This is a genomic window from Burkholderia cenocepacia, assembly GCF_014211915.1.
Classification (GTDB): domain Bacteria; phylum Pseudomonadota; class Gammaproteobacteria; order Burkholderiales; family Burkholderiaceae; genus Burkholderia; species Burkholderia orbicola.
In genome coordinates, this window is sequence record NZ_CP060039.1 from 3,264,881 (window position 1) to 3,284,338 (window position 19,458).

At 67.8% G+C, this 19,458-nt stretch carries 20 protein-coding genes, 1 other RNA gene, 1 pseudogene and 1 riboswitch; of the genes and pseudogenes, 10 read left to right on the plus strand and 12 right to left on the minus strand.

Annotated elements, in window-relative coordinates:
• Positions 1-57: 57 nt before the first annotated feature.
• The 5 genes from cobC to SY91_RS15440 form a co-directional block, all read right to left on the minus strand.
• Entirely contained in the window at positions 58-642 is a 585-nt protein-coding gene (gene cobC, locus SY91_RS15420) for an alpha-ribazole phosphatase (protein ID WP_006478097.1), read from the minus strand.
• Positions 627-1,403 (minus strand): adenosylcobinamide-GDP ribazoletransferase, encoded by a 777-nt coding sequence (locus tag SY91_RS15425; protein ID WP_006478096.1) that lies wholly within the window; start codon positions 1,401-1,403, stop codon positions 627-629. The genes cobC and SY91_RS15425 overlap by 16 nt, the downstream gene beginning before the upstream one ends.
• The gene (gene cobT, locus SY91_RS15430) at positions 1,393-2,448 is read right to left on the minus strand and encodes a nicotinate-nucleotide--dimethylbenzimidazole phosphoribosyltransferase (RefSeq protein ID WP_023477171.1); all 1,056 of its coding nucleotides are present in this window, start codon (positions 2,446-2,448) and stop codon (positions 1,393-1,395) included. Before cobT ends, SY91_RS15425 begins: the two co-directional genes overlap by 11 nt.
• Positions 2,449-2,509: 61 nt before the next feature.
• Positions 2,510-3,325: an ABC transporter ATP-binding protein gene (locus SY91_RS15435; RefSeq protein ID WP_006478094.1), complete on the minus strand. Its 816-nt coding sequence runs from the start codon at positions 3,323-3,325 to the stop codon at positions 2,510-2,512.
• A complete protein-coding gene (locus SY91_RS15440; RefSeq protein WP_006478093.1) occupies positions 3,322-4,437 on the minus strand; it encodes a FecCD family ABC transporter permease in 1,116 nt (371 codons plus the stop codon). Before SY91_RS15440 ends, SY91_RS15435 begins: the two co-directional genes overlap by 4 nt.
• Positions 4,438-4,478: 41 nt before the next feature.
• Positions 4,479-4,727: riboswitch (cobalamin riboswitch) on the minus strand.
• 154 nt (positions 4,728-4,881) lie between these two features.
• Here SY91_RS15440 and SY91_RS15445 point away from each other — a divergent pair.
• The 5 genes from SY91_RS15445 (at position 4,882) to SY91_RS15465 (ending at position 7,259) form a co-directional block, all read left to right on the plus strand.
• Positions 4,882-5,232 carry an ATPase gene (locus tag SY91_RS15445; protein ID WP_006478092.1) on the plus strand — a complete coding sequence of 117 codons (351 nt, stop codon included), beginning with the start codon at positions 4,882-4,884 and terminating at the stop codon, positions 5,230-5,232.
• Positions 5,229-5,543, plus strand: a complete 315-nt coding sequence (locus SY91_RS15450; protein ID WP_006478091.1) for a cell division protein ZapA — start codon at positions 5,229-5,231, stop codon at positions 5,541-5,543. Before SY91_RS15445 ends, SY91_RS15450 begins: the two co-directional genes overlap by 4 nt.
• An 81-nt stretch (positions 5,544-5,624) precedes the next feature.
• A non-coding RNA gene (gene ssrS / locus SY91_RS15455) (6S RNA) lies at positions 5,625-5,806 on the plus strand.
• Positions 5,807-5,876: 70 nt separating this feature from the next.
• A complete protein-coding gene (locus SY91_RS15460; protein ID WP_006478090.1) occupies positions 5,877-6,338 on the plus strand; it encodes an EVE domain-containing protein in 462 nt (153 codons plus the stop codon).
• Positions 6,339-6,518: 180 nt separating this feature from the next.
• Positions 6,519-7,259 (plus strand): SIMPL domain-containing protein, encoded by a 741-nt coding sequence (locus SY91_RS15465; RefSeq protein WP_006478089.1) that lies wholly within the window; start codon positions 6,519-6,521, stop codon positions 7,257-7,259.
• Between the two features lie 149 nt (positions 7,260-7,408).
• Here the strand turns inward: SY91_RS15465 and lgt are convergent, their stop codons facing one another.
• Both lgt and SY91_RS15475 read right to left on the minus strand, forming a co-directional pair.
• Positions 7,409-8,305 (minus strand): prolipoprotein diacylglyceryl transferase, encoded by an 897-nt coding sequence (gene lgt, locus SY91_RS15470; RefSeq protein ID WP_023477172.1) that lies wholly within the window; start codon positions 8,303-8,305, stop codon positions 7,409-7,411.
• Positions 8,306-8,394: 89 nt separating this feature from the next.
• Positions 8,395-9,309 carry a LysR substrate-binding domain-containing protein gene (locus tag SY91_RS15475; protein WP_023477173.1) on the minus strand — a complete coding sequence of 305 codons (915 nt, stop codon included), beginning with the start codon at positions 9,307-9,309 and terminating at the stop codon, positions 8,395-8,397.
• A 136-nt stretch (positions 9,310-9,445) separates the two neighbouring features.
• On the opposite strand from SY91_RS15475, the pseudogene ilvD reads away from it, so the two are divergent.
• Together ilvD and SY91_RS15485 are read left to right on the plus strand one after the other, a co-directional pair.
• A pseudogene (ilvD, locus tag SY91_RS15480) lies at positions 9,446-11,118 on the plus strand (dihydroxy-acid dehydratase).
• 124 nt (positions 11,119-11,242) lie between these two features.
• Entirely contained in the window at positions 11,243-11,569 is a 327-nt protein-coding gene (locus SY91_RS15485) for a c-type cytochrome (RefSeq protein ID WP_023477176.1), read from the plus strand.
• A 147-nt stretch (positions 11,570-11,716) separates the two neighbouring features.
• On the opposite strand, the gene SY91_RS15490 is transcribed toward SY91_RS15485, so the two are convergent.
• The 3 genes from SY91_RS15490 to SY91_RS15500 are packed head-to-tail and all read right to left on the minus strand — an operon-like array spanning position 11,717 to position 14,460.
• Entirely contained in the window at positions 11,717-12,472 is a 756-nt protein-coding gene (locus SY91_RS15490; RefSeq protein WP_023477177.1) for a DUF2486 family protein, read from the minus strand.
• Between the two features lie 25 nt (positions 12,473-12,497).
• A complete protein-coding gene (locus tag SY91_RS15495) occupies positions 12,498-12,914 on the minus strand; it encodes a DNA polymerase III subunit chi (protein WP_023477178.1) in 417 nt (138 codons plus the stop codon).
• 34 nt (positions 12,915-12,948) lie between these two features.
• A complete protein-coding gene (locus tag SY91_RS15500) occupies positions 12,949-14,460 on the minus strand; it encodes a leucyl aminopeptidase (RefSeq protein ID WP_006478082.1) in 1,512 nt (503 codons plus the stop codon).
• 122 nt (positions 14,461-14,582) lie between these two features.
• Between SY91_RS15500 and lptF the strand changes: the two genes are divergently transcribed.
• From lptF to SY91_RS15515, 3 genes are read left to right on the plus strand one after another with little or no spacing between them, the layout of a single operon-like run.
• Positions 14,583-15,677 (plus strand): LPS export ABC transporter permease LptF, encoded by a 1,095-nt coding sequence (gene lptF / locus SY91_RS15505; RefSeq protein ID WP_011694363.1) that lies wholly within the window; start codon positions 14,583-14,585, stop codon positions 15,675-15,677.
• Between the two features lie 3 nt (positions 15,678-15,680).
• A complete protein-coding gene (lptG, locus tag SY91_RS15510) occupies positions 15,681-16,829 on the plus strand; it encodes an LPS export ABC transporter permease LptG (protein ID WP_011694364.1) in 1,149 nt (382 codons plus the stop codon).
• Between the two features lie 25 nt (positions 16,830-16,854).
• Complete coding sequence (locus tag SY91_RS15515) at positions 16,855-17,238, plus strand: sirohydrochlorin chelatase (protein ID WP_006478079.1); 384 nt, start codon at positions 16,855-16,857, stop codon at positions 17,236-17,238.
• Between the two features lie 84 nt (positions 17,239-17,322).
• Here SY91_RS15515 and cobA read toward each other — a convergent pair whose 3' ends face one another.
• Positions 17,323-18,072 carry a uroporphyrinogen-III C-methyltransferase gene (cobA, locus tag SY91_RS15520; RefSeq protein ID WP_006478078.1) on the minus strand — a complete coding sequence of 250 codons (750 nt, stop codon included), beginning with the start codon at positions 18,070-18,072 and terminating at the stop codon, positions 17,323-17,325.
• A gap of 60 nt (positions 18,073-18,132) precedes the next feature.
• Positions 18,133-19,449, minus strand: a complete 1,317-nt coding sequence (locus SY91_RS15525) for a sulfate adenylyltransferase subunit 1 (RefSeq protein WP_006478077.1) — start codon at positions 19,447-19,449, stop codon at positions 18,133-18,135.
• Between the last annotated feature and the right edge of the window lie 9 nt (positions 19,450-19,458).

The window sequence follows — 19,458 nt, forward strand, 5'->3', positions numbered from 1 at the left end:
GGCCCGAGCGCAGATCGATCCGTGTGCCGCGTCGTTCGCTTGCAGACGCAAGTGCACCTATGCGTCCCAGTGCACGACTTCCCATGTGCGCGTGCCGTCGTCCGTGCGCAGCCACACGACTCCGCCGGTCGGCACCGGCCGCGACAGCAGCGTATCGAGCGGCACGCGCAACACATGCGACGCGAATGCGCGGACCACGCCCGCATGCGTGACGACCCATTGCGGCCCGTCAAACGCCGCAAGCGCATCGGCCTGCCGTGCGACCCGCGCGACGAATCGCGCGACGCTTTCTCCGCCGTGCGCGCACGCATGCATCAGGTCGGCCGCCCATGCATCGAGCGCCGCGCGGTCGATATCGTCCCAGCGCTGCATTTCCCACGCACCGAAATCCATTTCCTGCCAGTCGGCATCGCGCCGCAGCGGTACGTCGAAGGTCAGCGCGAGCCGTTCGGCAATCGATGCGCAGCGTGTCAGCGGGCTCGTCCAGACCTGCTCGGGCAACGGCGCACCGAGTTCCGCCAGATGCGCACGCGAGGCCTGCGCACCACCATCGGCCGATTCGGCGAGCGGCACGTCGCTGCGTCCGTAGCAGACGCCCGGCTCGACGCCGACGGCCGGATGACGGATCAGGACGATGTCCATCCGAGCGCCACCAGATAGATCGTCAGTTCGCCCAGTTGCTGCGCGAAGCCGAGACAGTCGCCCGTATAACCGCCGATCCGCTTCACGAAATAGCGGGCCAGCCACGCGCGCACGAGCATGAGCGCCACGCATGCGGCAACGCCCATGCGCCAGTCCGGCCAGAACAACCACGGCAATCCGAACACCGCCGCGATGCACGCCGCGCGTGCGCCCATCCGTTGCGCGACCGGCTTCGCCTTGCCTTCGGGCCGCACGTAGTCGAGCGACATCAGCAGGCTCACGGCCATCGCGCGGCTCGCCGCATGCGCGGCGATCATCGTCCATGCGGCGCGCAGCGGCAACATCGACGTCAGCGCCTGCCATTTCAGGCCGAGCGCGATCACGAGCGCGACCGCGCCGAACGTGCCGATCCGCGAATCGTGCATGATGCGCAGCACGTCGTCGCGCGTGTAACCGCCGCCGAACGCATCGCAGCTGTCGGCGAGGCCGTCTTCGTGGAAAGCGCCGGTCGCGAGCAGCGTCGCGGCCATCGACAGCCCGACCGCGATCGACGCGGGCAGCACGCGCAGTGCGACGAGATAGACGAGCGCGCCCCACGCGCCCACGCAGGCGCCGACGAGCGGGAAATAGCGCGCGGCCTGATCGAGATCGCCGGCTGCGTAGCCGATCGAGCGCGGCACGGGCACGCGCGTGAAATAGCCGAGCGCGACGAAGAAGTAGCGCAGTTCGGCCCGTATGCCGCGCGCGCGCTCAGGCGTCACGATTGTCGACGCCGGCGGACTCGAAGCTCGCCATCTCGCTGAGGAACGCAGCCGCCGCGCGCACCAGCGGCAGCGCGAGCGCGGCGCCCGTGCCTTCGCCGAGGCGCAGGTCGAGCGCGAGCAGCGGTTTCGCGCCGAAATGCTCGAGCATGCGCCGGTGCCCGGCCTCGTGCGACGTATGCGAGAACACGCAGTAGTCGCGCACGCCGGGCGCGATGCGCTCGGCGACGAGCAGCGCGGCCGTCGCGATGAAGCCGTCGACGAGGATCGTCATCCGCTCGCTCGCGGCCGCGAGGTACGCGCCCGTCATCATCGCGATCTCGAAGCCGCCGAACGTCGCGAGCACGTCGAGCGGCGCGATCGCATGCGAGTGCTTGACGAGCGCGCGGCCGAGCACCGCGCGCTTGTGCGCGAGACCCTGGTCGTCGAGGCCCGTGCCGCGGCCCACGCAGGCATCGATCGGCACGTCGAGCAGGCGGCTCATCAGGCAGGCGGCCGACGACGTGTTCGCGATCCCCATCTCGCCGAAACCGATCACGTTCGTGCCGAGCGACGCGTGCAGGCGTACCCGCCCCGCGCCAGCGGCCAGCGCCGTCATCGCTTCTTCACGCGTCATCGCCGGCTCCGTCGCGAAGTTGCGCGTGCCGCGCGCGACCGGCAGCGACACCAGCCGGTCCGACAGCGGCAGCGGCGACGCGACGCCCGCATCGACGATCTCGAGCGTGCTCTGCGCGACGCCCGAAAACGCATTGATCGCCGCACCGCCGGCCAGGAAGTTCGCGACCATCTGGGCGGTCACCGCCTGCGGATAAGGACTGACGCCTTCGGCCGCGATCCCGTGGTCGCCCGCGAACACGATCGTCACCGGACGCTGCACGACCGGTCGCTCGCTTAGCTGGATCAGGCCGATCTGCAGCGCGAGCGCCTCGAGCTGGCCGAGGCTACCCGGTGGCTTGGTCTTGTGGTCGATCACCTGTTGGAGGCGCTTGCGCAGCGCGTCGTCGAGCGGCGCGATCGCGGGCGGGAATGGGGTGGGAGTCGTCATCGAGGAGCCGGGTCGTGGGCGCGGCTGGCGCCGCGCATCGAAAAAATCGGAACAGGAAAGGTCATTGTCGCGCAGGCCATGCCGGCAGCAGCGCATCGCGGCCATTCTCGCGGATCAGCACGAGCGGATAGCCGAACGCGTCGCTCGCGCGCTCGGGCGTCAATACATCGTGCACGAGGCCGGCCGACGCATGGCCACGGCCGTCGAGCAATAGCGCATGTGTCGCGAAGCGCCGCGCGAGATTCAGGTCGTGACACGAAAACAATATCGTGCGCGGGGCTGCCGCGAGCCAGGCGGCCAGCGCAGTGAGGCAATCGATCTGGTGATGCAGGTCGAGATGCGCGAGCGGTTCGTCGAGCAGCATCAGCGGTGCATCCTGACACAGCGTCGCGGCCAGCGCGACTCGCTGCCGCTCGCCGCCCGACAGCGACATCACGTCGCGCGACGCGAGCGGGCTCAGGTCGAACGTCGCGAGCGCAGCGCGCGCGGCCGCGCGGTCGTCGTCGCGCTCCCAGCCCCAGCCGCCGAGATACGGAAAGCGGTTGAGCAGCACCGTGTCGAACACGGTCGCGCTGAACGCATCGTGCAATTGCTGCGGCATCAGCGCGCGGCGCCGCGCGAGTGGCTCGGGGCGCCACGCGGCAAGCGGCCGGCCGTCGATCTCGACGTGTCCGCCGGCCGGCGGCTGCAATCCCGCGAGCGTGGCGAGCAGCGTCGTCTTGCCCGCACCGTTCGGCCCGGCGACGCACCAGATCTCGCCAGGGCCGAACGCCTGCGTGAAGCGGTCGAGCAACGTGCGCGCGCCGGCCTTCAGCGTCAGGTCGACGGCCCTGTAGTGCAGGTCGCCGGCGGCGGCGTTCAGTGCGGGGCCCGTCATCGCATCGGCCTCCTCAGCAACATCCACAGGAACACCGGCACGCCGATCAACGCGGTCATCACGCCGACCGGCAATTGCGCGGGTGCGATCGCGGTACGCGCGAGGAGGTCGGCCGCCATCACGCCGCCGCCGCCCGCGAGCATCGCGGCCGGCAGCAGCATCCGCTGGTCGTTGCCGAACGCGAGCCGCAATGCATGCGGCACGACGAGGCCGACGAAGCCGATCGTGCCAGCCGTCGTCACCGCGGCCGCGGCGGCCAGCGACGCGACGAGATAGATCCGCACGCGCAACCGCGCGACCGGCACGCCGAGCGCGAGCGCGGTCGCATCGCCGCGCAGCAGCACGTTCAGTTGCGGCGCGACCGGCAGCGCGACGCCTGCGCTCAGCAGCAGCGCGCCCCACGCGAACCACGGCGCCGTCGCGCCGTTCAGGTCGCCCGTCAGCCAGAAGATGATGCCGCGCAGCCGCGCGTCGGGCGCGAGTGACAGCAACAGCGTGACGAACGCGCCCCACCCCGCCGCGATCACGACGCCGGTGAGCAGCAGCCGCGGCGACGCGTCGCGCGATTCGCCCCGCCACAGCTCGCGCCGCGCGAGACCGAGCACCAGCGCGACCGATACGAGCGAACCGGCGAACGCGGATGCGTCGACGAGCCACCATGCGCCGCCCGCGATCATCGCGACGAGCGCGAAGCCGGCCGCGCCGCCGGACACGCCCAGCACGTACGGCTCCGCGAGCGGATTGCGCAGCAGCACCTGCAACAACGCGCCGGCCAGCGCGAGCAGCGCGCCGCACGCGAAACCCGCGAGCGCGCGCGGCAGGCGCAGCGTCCGGACGATGTCGGCAAACAGGGTGTCGCCGCCGTGCGGCACGAGGGATGCGAGCGCCTGCCACGGCGACATCGGCACGCTGCCGATCGACAGCGACGCGACGAACAGCAGCGAGACCAACGCGGCCAGCGCGGCCCAGATGACGGTGGCGCGTGCGGCGCTCATGCCGCGCACGGCCGCGCGCACGACGCGCGGCGCATCCGCTTGCGGCAGCCGGCCGGGCGCGACAGGGGCGCGGGGCGGACGATTGGGGTCGGCATCGAAGAACGTTCCGTGAAACATTGCGCGCCCTGCTTCCCCGCAGGTCGCGCGTCATGAAGCCCGTGCGGGCTCCCCGTCTCGGCCGGTATCCGGGCTGGCGGCGGACCGGCTCGCCTTCCCGCGCGATGACGCGCAGTGGCCCGCGCCCGCATGCGACCTGCACGCGAAACGCACCCGAGCCGGCCTGCGTCACACGACGCAGCCGCTTACCGTTGCGGGGGCAGCGCAGGTTGGCACGCTCGCGGAGCCGCACCCTGCTTCCCGTTTAACCGCGCGTCCTGCGCGCGAGCACCGAGGCGGCGCCAGTTTAGGAGGCGGTCGCGCGAGCGTCAAGGAAGCGTCCGGAGCGGCGCGGGACACGCCTATTCGCGGCAAGAAGCCGGGGTGTTACGACTGGAAACGTTACAGATGTCGGATTGCGCGTTATTCCGCGCTAAAATGCTGGGTCTTTAGAGGACGCAGCAAATGCTCAACGAACTCGAAACCCTATCTCAAAATATTGGCCGTCTGATTTCGCTGAACAAGCGCTATCACTCGGAACGGCTCGCGCTCGAGGAGCAGGTCGCGCAATTGCGCGCGGAAGCGGACACGGTCCGCGCGGAACTCGCGCAGCTGCGCGACGAACGCAATGCGCTCGCGGCCGAGCGCGACACACTGTCGGCGAAGATCGACGACGCCCAGGTGAAACTGAACGCGATTCTCGAAAAGCTGCCGCGCTCGAAGAGCGCGGAGCAAGCCGACAACCAGCTCGACCTGCTCGATGCGCAGGCGCGCACGGATGGCGATGACGCGGCCAGCCACGGAGAACATGCATGAGCACCAAGCAGATCGAAGTCTCGATTCTCGGTCAGCCCTATCGACTCGCCTGTTCGGCCGAGACCGAAGCGGCGCTGCTCGAAGCGGTCGCGCGCGTCGACGCCGAGATGTCGAAAATCCGCTCGAACAGCTCGGTGCGCGGCACCGACCGCATCGCGGTGATGGCGGCGCTGTCGCTTGCATCGGAATTGCTGCGACTGCAAACGAGCGTGCGGCACGGTGAAGCATTTCCGGCCGAGGAAATCCGTCGTACAATGCACCAGATGAACGAACAGCTCGGCGCGGTGCTCGCACAGCACGAGACGCAGTAACGTTTCAAACGATACGTCGATTCCGCTTGATCTCGACGATCAACGGTGGTCAAATTGGCGCATCGAATCACAGTTCAGTCAGCTTCCCTGCCTGGTTCGCCAAGGTCATATATTCCTTGAACCAATGCCATGTGCACGGTTGCGGAAATTTGTAGCACGGGCGCGCGCGTCACTCTGTCTGATGTACCCGAAGTGCTGCTAACTGCGACCAATTCTGAACCTCAGGTTCAGGATGCCGGCCTAGCGGCCAAGGCGGGGGCCTATCCAACGGCATCGGGAAAGTCCCGGTGCCGTTTTCTTTTGTAGCGGCCTTTTTCTGCGTCGATCACGACCATGCAATACTGGCTGATGAAGTCCGAACCGGACGAAGCGAGCATCGACGATCTCGCCAACGCACCGCAGCGCTCGCTGCCGTGGACCGGCGTGCGCAACTATCAGGCGCGCAATTTCATGCGCGACACGATGAAGATCGGCGACGGCGTGCTGTTCTATCACTCCAGCTGCCCCGAGCCGGGCATCGCGGGCCTCGCCGAAGTATCGTCGACGCCCTACCCCGATCCCACGCAGTTCGATCCGAAAAGCCCCTATTACGACCCGAAATCGACGCAGGAAGCGCCACGCTGGCTGCTCGTCGACGTGCGCTTCGTGAAGAAGTCGCCGCTCGTGCCGCTCGCCGCGCTGCGCGAGCACGACGAGCTCGCCGACATGCGCGTGCTCGCGCGCGGCAACCGGCTGTCGATCACGCCCGTCACGCGGGCGGAATGGCGATTCATCACCGAAAAGTTGATGAAGTAGGCGCGCGCCAAACGTCAAATCCGGTCAGTACGCGTTGCCGCAACGGAACTCGCGGAGCATTCGCGCAGCCTAAGCAACCGCTGTCGGCCAATCGGGCCGGCTGTCGTTTTTTCGTCGCGCGGTACGCCCGCGTCGCGCACGCGTGATCCGCGTGCGCGCCCTCGCACAAGGAGTCCAACAATGACCAAGAAATCCGCACTCGCGCTGTCGCTCGCCCTCGCCGCCGCCGTTCCCGTCGCGCTGACGCTCGCATCGCCCGCCGCGCACGCGCAGGCGGCGAACCCGCACTTTCCGGAGCCGGCGGGCGTGCTGTCGCTGTCGTCGCAGGCCAGTGCCGACGTGCCGCAGGACATCATCCACATCACGCTGTTCTACGAGCAGCAGGCCAAGGACCCGGGCAGCCTCACCGCGCAGTTGAACCAGCGCGCGGACGCGGCGCTGTCGCAGGCGAAGGGCGTGTCGGGCGTCACCGCGCACACGGGCGCGTTCTCCGTGTATCCGAGCACCGATCGCGACGGCAAGATCTCCGCATGGCGCGGCCGCACCGAGGTCGCGCTCGAGTCGCGCGATTTCGCCGCGGCGTCGAAGCTGGCGGGCCAGTTGTCGAACCTGATGCAGGTCGCAAACGTCGAATTCTCGCTGTCGCCGGAAGCGCAGCGCACGGCCGAGCAGAAGCTCACGACCGAGGCGATCAAGTCGTTCCGCGCCCGCGCGGACGAAGCCGCGAAGGCGTTCGGCTACAGCAGCTACACGATCCGCGACGTGAACGTCGGCAGCGGCCGCAACGTGCAGCCGTACACGCGCATGATGGCGATGGCCGCGGCGCCGATGGACAGCGCGAAGATGAGCGCGCCGATCGCGGTCGAAGGCGGCAAGGCCACCGTATCGGTCACCGTCAACGGCTCGGTGCAGATGAAGTAACGCGCATCGCGCAGTCGTCGGAAACGAAAAACGCCGGCCCGAGGGCCGGCGTTTTCATGTGCATCGGGGTGACCGCTGCGCGCGCCAGGCGCGCGTGCATCGATACTGCGTCATGCGGCCACCTCATGCAGCCACCTCATGTAGCCATTTCAAGCAGCCGCATTCACATTCGCCGCGCGGCGGCGATACGCCCAGATCATCATCGCGATACCGGCGAGGATCATCGGCAGCGACAGCCACTGCCCCATCGACAGGCCGAGTGCGAGCAGGCCGAGGAAGTCGTCGGGCTCGCGCGCGAACTCGACCGTGAAACGCGCGAGGCCATAGCCGATCAGGAACAGCGCGGATATCGCACCCATCGGCCGCGGCTTGCGCGCGAACAGGAACAGCACGAAGAACAGCGCGATACCTTCGAGCGCGATTTCATAGAGCTGAGAAGGATGGCGCGGCAGCATCTGGTATTGCATGAACACGTCCGCGAGATGCCACTTCTCGACGAGTTCCGGATGTTTCGGCAGCCATGCCGCATCGTCGCGCATCGCGCCCGGGAACAGCATCGCCCACGGCGCCGTCGGATCGGTCACGCGGCCCCACAGTTCGCCGTTGATGAAGTTGCCGAGCCGCCCGGCCGCGAGCCCCAACGGCACCATCGGCGCGACGAAATCGGTGACCTGCAGCCAGTGCCGCCTGCGCTGCCACGCGAACAGCATCATCGCGAGCGTCACGCCGAGGAAGCCGCCGTGAAACGACATGCCGCCTTCCCACACCTTGAACACGTCGAGCGGATGCGAGAAATAGAAATCGGCCTTGTAGAACAGCACGTAGCCGAGCCGGCCGCCGAGCACCGTGCCGAGCACGCCGTAGAACATCATGTCGTCGATGTCCTTCGCGGTCCAGCCCTGCGCCGCGACGTACGGCAGCTTCAGGCGGATCCGGCCGACGACGATCGCCGCGATGAAGCCGACGAGATACATGAGGCCATACCAGCGCACGGCCAGCGGCCCGAGATGGATCGCAACGGGGTCGAAATTCGGGTGAATGATCATGGGTTAGCGAAGAAGTTTTCGAATACGGTACGGCCGTCGCACATGTGCGGCACCGCGCGTTGGACGGGGCGCGCGCGCCATCGTTCACGTCACGCGGCAAGACCTTGCGCGCGCACGACGTCGATGAAGCCGGCGAGCACGGGGCTCACGTCGCCGGTGCGCCACACGAGGCCCGTCTCGACGACCGGCGCAGGGCCGGCGAGCGGCCGGTAGACCACGCCGGTGCGCCGCAGGTTACGCAGCGATTGCGGCACCAGTGCGACGCCCATGCCGGCCGACACGAGGCTGACGATCGTCTGCATCTGGATCGCCTCCTGGCCGATGTGCGGAGTTTCCCCCGCCGCGCCGTAGCAGCCCGTAATGATGTCATAAAAGCCGGGCGCCAAACGACGCGGGAAGATCACGAGCGGCAACGCGGCGACCTCGGCGAGCTGCACGGGCGCGTCCTCCGGCGCATCGGATGCCCCGGCCGGCATCGCGACCACCAGCGGTTCGCGCACGACGGGCAGGTACGACAATCCGGCCGCGTGACGCGGCGGTACGGGCGGAATGACGAGCCCGGCATCGATGCGCCCGGCGACGAGTTCGTCGATCTGCACGTCGCTCGTCGCTTCCGCAAGTTGCAGCCGCACCTGCGGATAGCGCGCGCCGAACGCATGCAGCAACGACGGCAAGAGCCCGTAGTCGGCGGTCGACACGAACGCGAGCGACAGCGAGCCGGCCTCGCCGCGTGCGAGCCGCCGCGCGAGCGGCGGCAGCGCGTCGGCCGACGCCAGCAGCCGGCGCACGTCCGGCAGCAGCGCCGCGCCGACCGCCGTCAGCGCCACCGAGCGCTTGGTGCGCACGAACAGCGCGACCCCCAACGCGTCCTCCAGCGCGCGAATCGCCTGCGACAGCGGCGGCTGCGTCATCGACAGGCGCTCGGCCGCGCGCCCGAAATGGCGCTCATCGGCGACGGTGACGAAATAGCGCCACTGGCGCAGGTCGGGGGTAGGATCGGCCATGCTCGACTCATTCGCAAAACGACTTAATAAGCGACAAATAATATATTGGACATCCCAGAACGGAAACTCCATGCTTGGTTGATCCACCCGGCGCACCGGTCGCGCCGGCGTCGCCAAAACAACGATGGAGCTCCCCATGTCGTACAACCGCCGCTCTAAGAACATCACGCAAGGCGTGGCCCGTTCGCCGAACCGCTCGATGTATTACGCCCTCGGCTACCAGAAGGACGATTTCGATAAACCGATGGTCGGTATCGCGAACGGCCACTCGACGATCACGCCGTGCAATTCCGGCCTGCAGCGCCTGTCGGACGCGGCCGTGGATGCCGTGAAGGCGGCCGGCGCGAACCCGCAGATCTTCGGCACGCCGACGATTTCGGACGGCATGTCGATGGGCACCGAAGGGATGAAGTACTCGCTCGTGTCGCGCGAAGTGATCGCCGACTGCATCGAGACCTGCGTGCAGGGCCAGTGGATGGACGGCGTGGTGGTGGTCGGCGGCTGCGACAAGAACATGCCCGGCGGCATGATCGCGCTCGCACGCCTCAACGTGCCGGGCATCTACGTGTACGGCGGCACGATCCGCCCGGGCAACTGGAAGGGCCGCGACCTGACGATCGTGTCGTCGTTCGAGGCCGTCGGCGAATTCACCGCAGGCCGGATGTCGCAGGAAGACTTCGAAGGCGTCGAGAAGAACGCGTGCCCGACGTCGGGTTCGTGCGGCGGCATGTACACCGCGAACACGATGAGTTCGTCGTTCGAGGCGCTCGGGATGTCGCTGCTGTATTCGTCGACGATGGCGAACCCCGACCAGGAAAAAGTCGATTCGGCCGCCGAATCGGCACGCGTGCTGGTCGAGGCGGTGAAGCGCGACCTGAAGCCGCGCGACATCATCACGAAGGAATCCATCGAGAACGCGGTGTCGGTGATCATGGCGACCGGCGGCTCGACCAATGCGGTGCTGCACTATCTCGCGATCGCGCACGCGGCCGAAGTCGACTGGACGATCGACGACTTCGAGCGCGTTCGCAAGCGCGTGCCGGTGATCTGCGACCTGAAGCCGTCGGGACAATACGTCGCGACCGACCTGCACCGGGCCGGCGGGATTCCGCAGGTGCTGAAGATCCTGCTCGATGCAGGGCTGCTGCACGGCGACTGCATGACGATCACCGGCCGCACGATCGCCGACGAGCTGAAGGACGTGCCGGCCGTGCCGCGCGCGGACCAGCATGTGATCTTCCCGATCGACCGCGCACTGTACAAGGAAGGCCACCTCGCGATCCTGAAGGGCAATCTCGCGGAAGACGGCGCGGTCGCGAAGATCACCGGCCTGAAGAACCCGGTGATCACGGGCCCGGCGCGCGTGTTCGACGACGAACAGAGCGCGATGGACGCGATCCTCGGCGACCGGATTCGCGCGGGCGACATCCTCGTGCTGCGCTACCTCGGCCCGCAGGGTGGCCCCGGCATGCCGGAAATGCTCGCGCCGACTTCCGCGATCATCGGCAAGGGGCTCGGCGAATCGGTCGGCTTCATCACGGACGGACGCTTCTCGGGCGGCACCTGGGGCATGGTGGTCGGCCACGTCGCGCCGGAGGCGTTCGTCGGGGCACGATCGCGCTGGTGCAGGAAGGCGATTCGATCACGATCGACGCGCACCGGCTGCTGCTGCAACTGAACGTCGACGAGGCGGAACTCGCACGGCGCCGTGCCGCGTGGCGACAGCCGGCGCCGCGCTATACGCGCGGGGTGCTCGCGAAATTCGCGGCGCTCGCCCGACCGGCGAACCAGGGAGCGGTCACGGGTTGAAGCAGGGCCCCAAGGCATGCGACCCCGATAAACGAGGCCGCCGGGAACGCGCAAAACGTGCTTCCCCTTTGCTTCTATAATGCGCGGACCATGAAGCCGGCCGTCCCCGCCGGCGGAGAACCGCATGAAACAGACGATATTGCGCGTGCTGCTCGCCGCGCTGCTGACCGGCAGCGCGGCTGCGGCGCGTGCCGACCAGACCGACGGGCTCGCGCTGGCGCAGCGCAAGAACTGCATGGCGTGCCATGCAATCGGCAAGCCGCTGATGGGCCCGTCGTTCCACGACATCGCCGGCAAGTACGCGGCGCGCGGCGACGCCGCCGATTATCTGGCGCAATCAATCGTGAAAGGCAGCGTCGGCGTATGGGGCAGCGTGCCGATGCCCGCCAATACACAACTGACGAGCATCGAAGCCCACACGCTCGCCCAGTGGGTGCTGTCGGTCCGCTGAATCGGATACTCGCGCGGCGTACCCGCGCCGTGTGCAGGGCGCAGCAAGAAGGCGGCCCGGTACTGGCCGGCCCACACCTCTGCGGCGCCTTCGCAGGCCCTTACCGGCCCCGCCCCCTCTTTTTCGCCAGCGCGAATAATCGGTCGTTCAGCCGGAATGACCGACGCGACGGCGGGCGATCTCTTCATCGACCGCATCGCGCACCCAGTCCATCACCTCGGTTTCCAGCGCGAGGGCGACTTCGCGCGTGATCTGGCCGACCAGCCAGGCCGAATGCTCGTGCAGCGCATCGCGACAGCGCGCTTCGATGGCGTCGCGCCCCGCCCCGGTCAGATAATTCGTCAGCCGATTGCGCAGCCGCTCGGCGATGTGCTGCGCATCTTCCGGCGTCAGTCCGGCTGCGACCTGCTTATCCGGCTGCGGCGCTGCACTCGGCAGGTCCGCCTGCGGCATCGCCGTGTCAGGCGCGTGCGCAACCGCTTCGGGCGCAATCGCGGCGAACGTGTGCGGCGGCAGGTCGTCATCGATCAGCGACGAGCGCAACGGCGCCGTCATCGCGGCCGCGTCTTCTGCGACCACGTGCTCCGCGGCGCCGGGTTCGGCCGGTGCATCGGTCTCGCCCGCGACGGCGGCCGTCGCCGCATCACCGGGCAACTCGACGGCCGGCACGTGCGGCGTGGGGATGGGCTCGACCACGACGGATTCGGGGTCGGCTTCGGTTTGACGGAAATCAGCCGGCGCCGCACCGGCGGCGCCCGGGGCGATCACGTCGGTTAGCACCGGAATGGCCGCGCTGTCGTGCGGTTGGGGCGCGGCGGACGCGGACGAACGCGCCGACGCCGGCTTGCCCGGCACCAGCACGTCGGTCAGTGTCGGGATCGAGGATGAATCGGCTTCTGTCACGGGAACACTCCGTCGACGGTTGCGGCTAGCCGCCCTGCTTGTAGTTGTTCAGCGCGTAACCGCGGTCGCGATAGAACCGGTAGCGGTCGCGGCCCGCAGCCAGCTCGTCCGGCGCGTTGCCGACCACCTCGAGCAGGCGCTCGAAGCGGGCGAACTGCGCGGGCACGGTCGCGCCGAGGTTCAGCAGCACGTGATGATGCGGCGCACGGTCGAGATCGGCGGCCAGCACGATCGGCGTGCCGGCTGCATGCTCGCTGTCGACGCCGCAATGCGGGATGAAATCGAGCGGCGAGAACGTCCAGAGCCGCTCGTCGAGCGCGCGCAGGCGTGCGGGCTCGGCGAGCACGACGACCGGCTGCCTGGCCTGATAGGCCTTGCGCAGCAGCCGGCACGCGTACGCGAGCGAATCGCCGACGTTCGAGTGGAAATCGATCCGCGTCATTGCCCGCGCACCCGCAGCGTCGTCAGCCCCGCCATCACTGGCCGGCGCGGTCGATCAGGAACTGCGCGAGCAACGGCACCGGACGGCCCGTCGCACCCTTCGCGGCACCGCCCTTCCATGCGGTGCCCGCGATGTCGAGGTGGGCCCACGGATAGCTCTCGGTGAAGCGCGACAGGAAGCACGCGGCCGTCACGGCGCCGGCCGGGCGCCCGCCGATATTCGCGAGATCCGCGAAATTCGACTTCAGCTGATCCTGGTACTCGTCGTCGAGCGGCATGCGCCATGCCGGGTCGTTCGCCTCGCGCGACGCGTCGAGCAGTTCGCCCGCGAGCGCGTCGTTCGTCGAGAACAGCCCGCTGTTGTGGCCGCCCAGCGCGATCACGCACGCGCCCGTCAGCGTCGCGACGTCGATCACGGCGGCCGGCTTGAAGCGCTCGGCATAGGTAAGTGCGTCGCACAGGATCAGGCGGCCTTCGGCGTCGGTGTTCAGCACCTCGATCGTCAGCCCCTTCATGCTGGTGACGATGTCGCCCGGCTTCGTCGCATTGCCGCCCGGCATGTTCTCGCAGGTCGGGACGATCGCGACGACGTTGATCTTCAGGCCCATCTCGGCGACCGCACGCATCGTGCCGAGCACCGAGCCGGCGCCGCACATGTCGTACTTCATCTCGTCCATGCCCTCGCCCGGCTTCAGCGAGATGCCGCCCGTGTCGAACGTGATGCCCTTGCCGACCAGCACGACCGGCGCGGCCTTCGCGGCGGCGCCCTGGTAGTGCAGCACGATGAACTGCGGCGGCTCGACCGACGCGCGCGCCACCGACAGGAACGACCCCATCTTCAGCGCCTGGATCTGCTTGAGCCCGAGGACTTCGGCCTTCAGGCCCCAATCCTTCGCGATCTTCTTCGCGGTGTTGCCGAGATAGGTCGGCGTGCAGACGTTGCCGGGCAGGTTGCCGAGGTCGCGGGTGAGATCCATCCCGTTCGCGAGCGCGACGGCCTGCTTGACCGCGACCTTCGCGGCCTTTTCGTCCGCCGGGTCGACGCTGAACACGACGCGCTTGAGCGTGTGCGACGCCGGTTCCGGCTTGCTCTTCATCTGCGTGAAGCGGTAGGTCTCGTTGCGCAGCGCGAGGATCGCGGCGCGCACGCCCCAGTCGGAGCTGCGCTCGTCGACCGGCAGTTGCGCGAGCGAGAACGTGACCTGGACGACCTTGGTCGCCAGCAGCGCGCGCCAGGCGGCCGTCGCCGCATCGTTATAGGCTTTCTGATTGAAAGCATCCTGCTTGCCGAGCCCGACGAGCAGCACGCGCGACGCGCCGATGCCCGACACTTCGTGCAGGAACAGCGTCTTGCCGCGCTTGCCGTCCATGTCGCCGGCCTTCACCACGCGCGAGATCAGTCCCTTGGTGGCCGTGTCGATGTCGAGCGCCGCGCCCGACAGGGTCTGCGCCTCGAAGATGCCGAGCACGATGCAGTCGGACTTCCCGGTCAGGAACCCCTTGGCCTCGCCTTTGCTCCAATCACAGCCTTTTATGCTAAAGTCCATCGCGCTTGTCCTCGGATAAAATCTGGGCTAAGGATGAAAGCCGCAATTATCCGCTATTTTTCCCGTGGCGGCGCGAGCGCTCCACCACGCGTGCGCAGCCTCCCGCCCTCTTCTCATCAAGAATGATCTTCGAACGCTCCCTCCAGCGCGAGCTTGCGTATACGGCTGGCGCCGTGTTCATGGTGCTGCTCACGATCATGCTCACGACGATGATGATTCGCATCGTCGGCTACGCCGCGTCCGGCGAAATCGATCCGCGGGACGTGCTCGTGCTGATCGGCCTGACCGTGATCGGCTACCTCGCCGTGATGCTCGTCGTCACGCTGTTCGTGTCGATCCTGTTCGTGCTGACCCGGTGGTACCGGGACTCCGAAATGGTGGTGTGGCTCGCGTCGGGCGTGAGCCTCACGCGCCTCATCAAGCCGATCGGCGTGTTCGCCACGCCGATCATCCTGCTGATCACCTTCTTCGCGTTCGTCGGCTGGCCGTGGTCGAACCAGCAGAGCAAGATGATCCGCGCGCGCTTCCAGCAGCGCGACGAAATCTCGCTGCTCGCGCCGGGCCAGTTCCGCGAATCGGCCGCGAACCATCGCGTGTTCTTCATCGAGAAGATGTCGCCGGACCAGAGCAAGGTCCAGAACGTCTTCGTCACGTCGACGGAAAACGGCAAGGTCAACGTGGTCGTGTCGCAAACAGGCCATACGGAAACCTCGAAGGACGGCGATCGCTTCGTCGTCCTCGAGGACGGCCGCCGCTACGACGGCACGCCCGGCCAGCCGAACTTCAAGATCATGGAGTTCGAGCGCTACGGCGTGAAGATCACGAGCAAGCCGGTCACCAACGTGCAGACCACCAACAGCACGCCCACGCCCGACCTGCTGCGCAACCCGACGCGCGACAATCTCGCGGAATTCGCGTGGCGCGCGGGACTGCCGCTGATCGCGATCAACCTGATGGTGCTCGGCATCCCGCTGTCGTACCAGAACCCGCGCCGCAGCCGCACGATCAACCTCGTGATGGCCGTGCTGATCTACCTCACGTACTCGAACCTGCTGAACGTCGTGCAGGCGCAGATCGAGCAGGGCAAGATGTCGTTCGGCGTCGGCCTCGTCGGCCTGCATGTGGTCGTCGCGGCGATCGTCGCGTTCATTTTCTGGTTGCGCGTGCGCAATCGTCCGTTGTTGACACGCGCGCTGTTCGGCCGCTCGGGAGCATGATCGATGCGGCTCTATGAAAAATACTTCGCGCGGCAGATCTACATCACGTTCGTCTTCATCCTGTTCGCGTTCTCGGGTCTGTTCTTCTTCTTCGACCTGATCAGCGAGCTGAACTCGGTCGGGCACGGCAACTACAAGTTCGGTTACGCGGTGCTGCGCGTCGCGCTGCAGACGCCGTCGCGCTTCTACGAGATCATCCCGGTCGCCGCGCTGATCAGCGCGATCTACGTGTTCGCGCAGATGGCCGCGAACTCGGAATTCACGATCTTCCGCGTGTCGGGCCTCGCGACCAACCAGGCGCTGCGCTCGCTGCTGAAGATCGGCGTGCCGCTCGTGATCGTCACCTACCTGATCGGCGAATTCGTCGGCCCGTACGCCGACCAGTTGTCCGAACGCGTGCGGCTGCAGGCGCTCGGCGCCTCGGTGTCGTCGAACTTCCAGTCCGGCGTGTGGGTCAAGGACACGCTCGCCGCCCGCGAGAACGGCGAGCAGGTCACGCGCTTCGTCAACGTCGGCAGCCTGTCGCCCGACTCGACGATCAGCAACGTGCGCATCTACGAATTCGACTCGAAATTCCAGCTGCAGAACGTGCGGATCGCGCAGACGGGCCGCTACGAGCCGCCCGGCCACTGGCTGCTGAAGGGCGTCACCGAGACGGAGCTGACGCCGATCAAGCCGATCACCGGCCAGCCGGCCGATGCGCTGAACCCCGTGTACCGGTCGCAGCAGGTGTCGCTGCCCGAATACCGGCTGCGCTCCGACCTGACGCCGCAGATCCTGTCGGTGCTGCTCGTGTCGCCGGAACGCATGTCGATCATCAACCTGTTCCGCTACATCCAGCACTTGCGCGAGAACCAGCAGGACACGCAACGCTACGACATCGCGCTGTGGCGCAAGCTGCTGTATCCGTTCGCGGTGTTCGTGATGCTCGTGCTGTCGCTGCCGTTCGCGTACCTGCACACGCGGGCGGGCGTGGTCGGCGTGAAGGTGTTCGGCGGCATCATGCTCGGCATGAGCTTCCAGTTGCTCAACACGCTGTTCTCGCACATCGGCACGCTGAACACGTGGCCCGCGCCGCTCACCGCCGCGACGCCGGGCCTCATCTATCTCGCGCTCGGCCTGTTCGCGCTCAAGTGGGTCGACCGGCACTGAGCGCCGTCACGACGGAGGCTTCCACATGAGTTCGCACGGTATCGTCCTGTTCGGCCACGGCGCCCGCGACCCGCGCTGGGCCGAGCCGTTCGAGCGGCTCGCCGCGCGGCTGCGCGGCGCCGGCTCCTCTGCCACGCACGTGTCGCTCGCGTTCCTCGAACTGATGACGCCGTCGCTCGGTGAGGCCGTGGCCGCACAAGTCGCGGCCGGCTGCGCGCGCATCACCGTGGTGCCCGTGTTCTTCGGCCAGGGCGGCCACGTGCGCCGCGACCTGCCGCAGCTCGTCGATGCATGCCGCGCCGCGCATCCGGGCGTCGAGATCCGCTGCGCGACGGCCGTCGGCGAAGACGACGGCGTGCTCGACGCGGTCGCGCGCTATTGCATCGACCAGCTCGGCGGCGACGTGTAGCCGCCCGCGCCTTCGCCGTACCCAAAGAAAAAGCGCCGGCATCTGCCGGCGCTTTTTTCGTTTCGGACCGCGTTCGAGCCGTGCTCAGGCGGCATGGCGCACCGGCGCACCCGCCTGCGCCTGCCGTGCGCGTTCGGCGAACGCATCGCCGATCATCAGCAGGCTCGGTTCCGCGGGATCGAGCCACGCCTGCGCGTCGCCGGCCGCCATCTGCGCGAGTGTCAGCGTCAGCGTGCGTTCGCGTGCGGTGCTGCAGGCCTCGACGATCGCCACGGGCGTCGCAGGTGCACGGCCGGCGTCGATCAATTCCTGCGCGATGCCGGGCGCGCTGTCGCGGCCCATGTAGTAGACGATCGAATCGGCACGCGCGGCTTCGCGAATCTCGTCGCTGCCCGGCGCGCGGCTGTGCGTCGCGAACGCGACGCTGCGCGACACGCCGCGCAACGTCAGCGAACGCTTGAGCGTCGCCGCGCCGGCCAGCGCCGCGGTGATGCCCGGCACGACCTCGTAGTCGATGCCGGCCGCCTCCAGCGCGCGCATTTCCTCTTCCGCGCGGCCGAACAGCATCGGATCGCCGCCCTTCAGCCGCACGACGCACGCATGCTCGCGCGCCGCATCGACGACCTGCTTGTTGATGAAATGCTGCGCGGTCGAGCGCTGCCCGCAGCGCTTGCCGACCGCGATCTTCCGCGCGTTCGGCGCATAGTCGAGCATCGCCGGCTCGACGAGCGCGTCGTGCAGCACGACGTCGGCCTGCTCGAGCAGCCGCATGCCGCGCACCGTGATGAGGTCCGCCGCGCCCGGTCCTGCTCCGATCAGATATACCTTGCCCATGTGTGTCGCTTCGCTAGGGTCCTGCGTCGGCGGCCGGTTCGCCGCCGCGCAGATTGACGATTACGCCGAGAACGCGCGGATCATGCCCGCGGCGACCGTGTGATGCGTCGCCTCGTCGATCAGCACGAACGCGCCCGTACCGGGGTGCGCATCGTACGTGTCGCAGACGATCGGCTTTTGCAGCGTCAGCGCCACGCGGCCGATGTCGTTCATTTTCAGTTCCTGACGGTCGGTCGCGTGCGACAGCGTATGCACGTCGAGCACCTGCTTGACCGCGCCGATCTTCGCGAACACCGTGCTGGTGGTCTGCTTCAGCAGGTACTTGCGCTGCGGCGACAGCGGCGCCTCGTCGAACCAGCACAGGTCGGCCTCGAGCTTCTTGGCCGGCTCGACCGGCTCGGCGGTCGTGACGAACATGTCGCCGCGCGACACGTCGACGTCCTCTTCGAGACGGATCGTCACCGTCTGGCCCGCGAACGCGTGCGCAACCGCCGCGGTGCCGCCCGGCACCGGCGCGACGATCTCGGCAACCGTCGCGGTGCGGTTCGACGGCAGCACCACGATTTTGTCGCCGACCTTCACTTCGCCCGACTCGATGCGGCCCATGTAGCCGCGGAAATCGTCGGCCGAACTGCCGTCCTGGCGTGCGACCCACTGCACCGGGAAGCGCAGCGCGTCATGCGCCTGCGTCTCGACCGGCAGCGACTCGAGCACGTCGAGGAGCGGCTCGCCCGCGTACCACGGCATCCGCTCGCTCGCGCCGACGATGTTGTCGCCCTTCAGCGCCGACACCGGCACGAAGCGCACGTCGGTCAGGCCGAGCTGCTTCGCGAGCGCGACGTACGCGTCGCGGATCTCGTTGAACCGCGCCTCGCTGTAGTCGACGAGGTCCATCTTGTTGATCGCGACGATCACGTGCTGCAGGCCGAGCAGCTTGACGATCGCGCTGTGGCGCTTGGTCTGCGGCAGCAGTTGCACGACGCCGTTCTCGACGGTGATGCGCGTCGCGTCGATCAGCACGATCGCCGCGTGCGCGGTCGACGCGCCCGTCACCATGTTGCGCGTGTACTGCTCGTGGCCCGGCGTGTCGGCGATGATGAACTTGCGCTTCGCGGTCGCGAAGTAGCGGTACGCGACGTCGATCGTGATGCCCTGCTCGCGCTCGGCTTCGAGGCCGTCGGTCAGCAGCGCGAGATCCAGCTCGTCGCCGACCGTGCGCTTGTTCTTCGCGCGCGACAGCGCGGACAGCTGGTCGGACAGCACGGCCTTGCTGTCGTACAGCAGGCGGCCGATCAGCGTGCTCTTGCCGTCGTCGACGCTGCCCGCGGTGATGAAACGCAACACGCCGAGGTCTTCGGTGTTCTCGATGATGCTCATGATGTGAAT

Excerpts from the sequence above, each read along its gene's own strand:
- SY91_RS15485 (WP_023477176.1), top strand. The coding sequence starts at position 11,243 with ATGAAACAGACGATATTGCGCGTGCTGCTCGCCGCGCTGCTGACCGGC.
- SY91_RS15525 (WP_006478077.1), bottom strand. The coding sequence starts at position 19,449 with ATGAGCATCATCGAGAACACCGAAGACCTCGGCGTGTTGCGTTTCATC.
- SY91_RS15475 (WP_023477173.1), bottom strand. The coding sequence starts at position 9,309 with ATGGCCGATCCTACCCCCGACCTGCGCCAGTGGCGCTATTTCGTCACC.
- SY91_RS15435 (WP_006478094.1), bottom strand. The coding sequence starts at position 3,325 with ATGACGGGCCCCGCACTGAACGCCGCCGCCGGCGACCTGCACTACAGG.
- SY91_RS15460 (WP_006478090.1), top strand. The coding sequence starts at position 5,877 with ATGCAATACTGGCTGATGAAGTCCGAACCGGACGAAGCGAGCATCGAC.
- cobC (WP_006478097.1), bottom strand. The coding sequence starts at position 642 with ATGGACATCGTCCTGATCCGTCATCCGGCCGTCGGCGTCGAGCCGGGC.
- SY91_RS15465 (WP_006478089.1), top strand. The coding sequence starts at position 6,519 with ATGACCAAGAAATCCGCACTCGCGCTGTCGCTCGCCCTCGCCGCCGCC.
- SY91_RS15440 (WP_006478093.1), bottom strand. The coding sequence starts at position 4,437 with ATGTTTCACGGAACGTTCTTCGATGCCGACCCCAATCGTCCGCCCCGC.
- SY91_RS15515 (WP_006478079.1), top strand. The coding sequence starts at position 16,855 with ATGAGTTCGCACGGTATCGTCCTGTTCGGCCACGGCGCCCGCGACCCG.
- SY91_RS15450 (WP_006478091.1), top strand. The coding sequence starts at position 5,229 with ATGAGCACCAAGCAGATCGAAGTCTCGATTCTCGGTCAGCCCTATCGA.
- lgt (WP_023477172.1), bottom strand. The coding sequence starts at position 8,305 with ATGATCATTCACCCGAATTTCGACCCCGTTGCGATCCATCTCGGGCCG.
- lptG (WP_011694364.1), top strand. The coding sequence starts at position 15,681 with ATGCGGCTCTATGAAAAATACTTCGCGCGGCAGATCTACATCACGTTC.
- cobA (WP_006478078.1), bottom strand. The coding sequence starts at position 18,072 with ATGGGCAAGGTATATCTGATCGGAGCAGGACCGGGCGCGGCGGACCTC.
- SY91_RS15445 (WP_006478092.1), top strand. The coding sequence starts at position 4,882 with ATGCTCAACGAACTCGAAACCCTATCTCAAAATATTGGCCGTCTGATT.
- cobT (WP_023477171.1), bottom strand. The coding sequence starts at position 2,448 with ATGACGACTCCCACCCCATTCCCGCCCGCGATCGCGCCGCTCGACGAC.
- SY91_RS15500 (WP_006478082.1), bottom strand. The coding sequence starts at position 14,460 with ATGGACTTTAGCATAAAAGGCTGTGATTGGAGCAAAGGCGAGGCCAAG.
- SY91_RS15495 (WP_023477178.1), bottom strand. The coding sequence starts at position 12,914 with ATGACGCGGATCGATTTCCACTCGAACGTCGGCGATTCGCTCGCGTAC.
- lptF (WP_011694363.1), top strand. The coding sequence starts at position 14,583 with ATGATCTTCGAACGCTCCCTCCAGCGCGAGCTTGCGTATACGGCTGGC.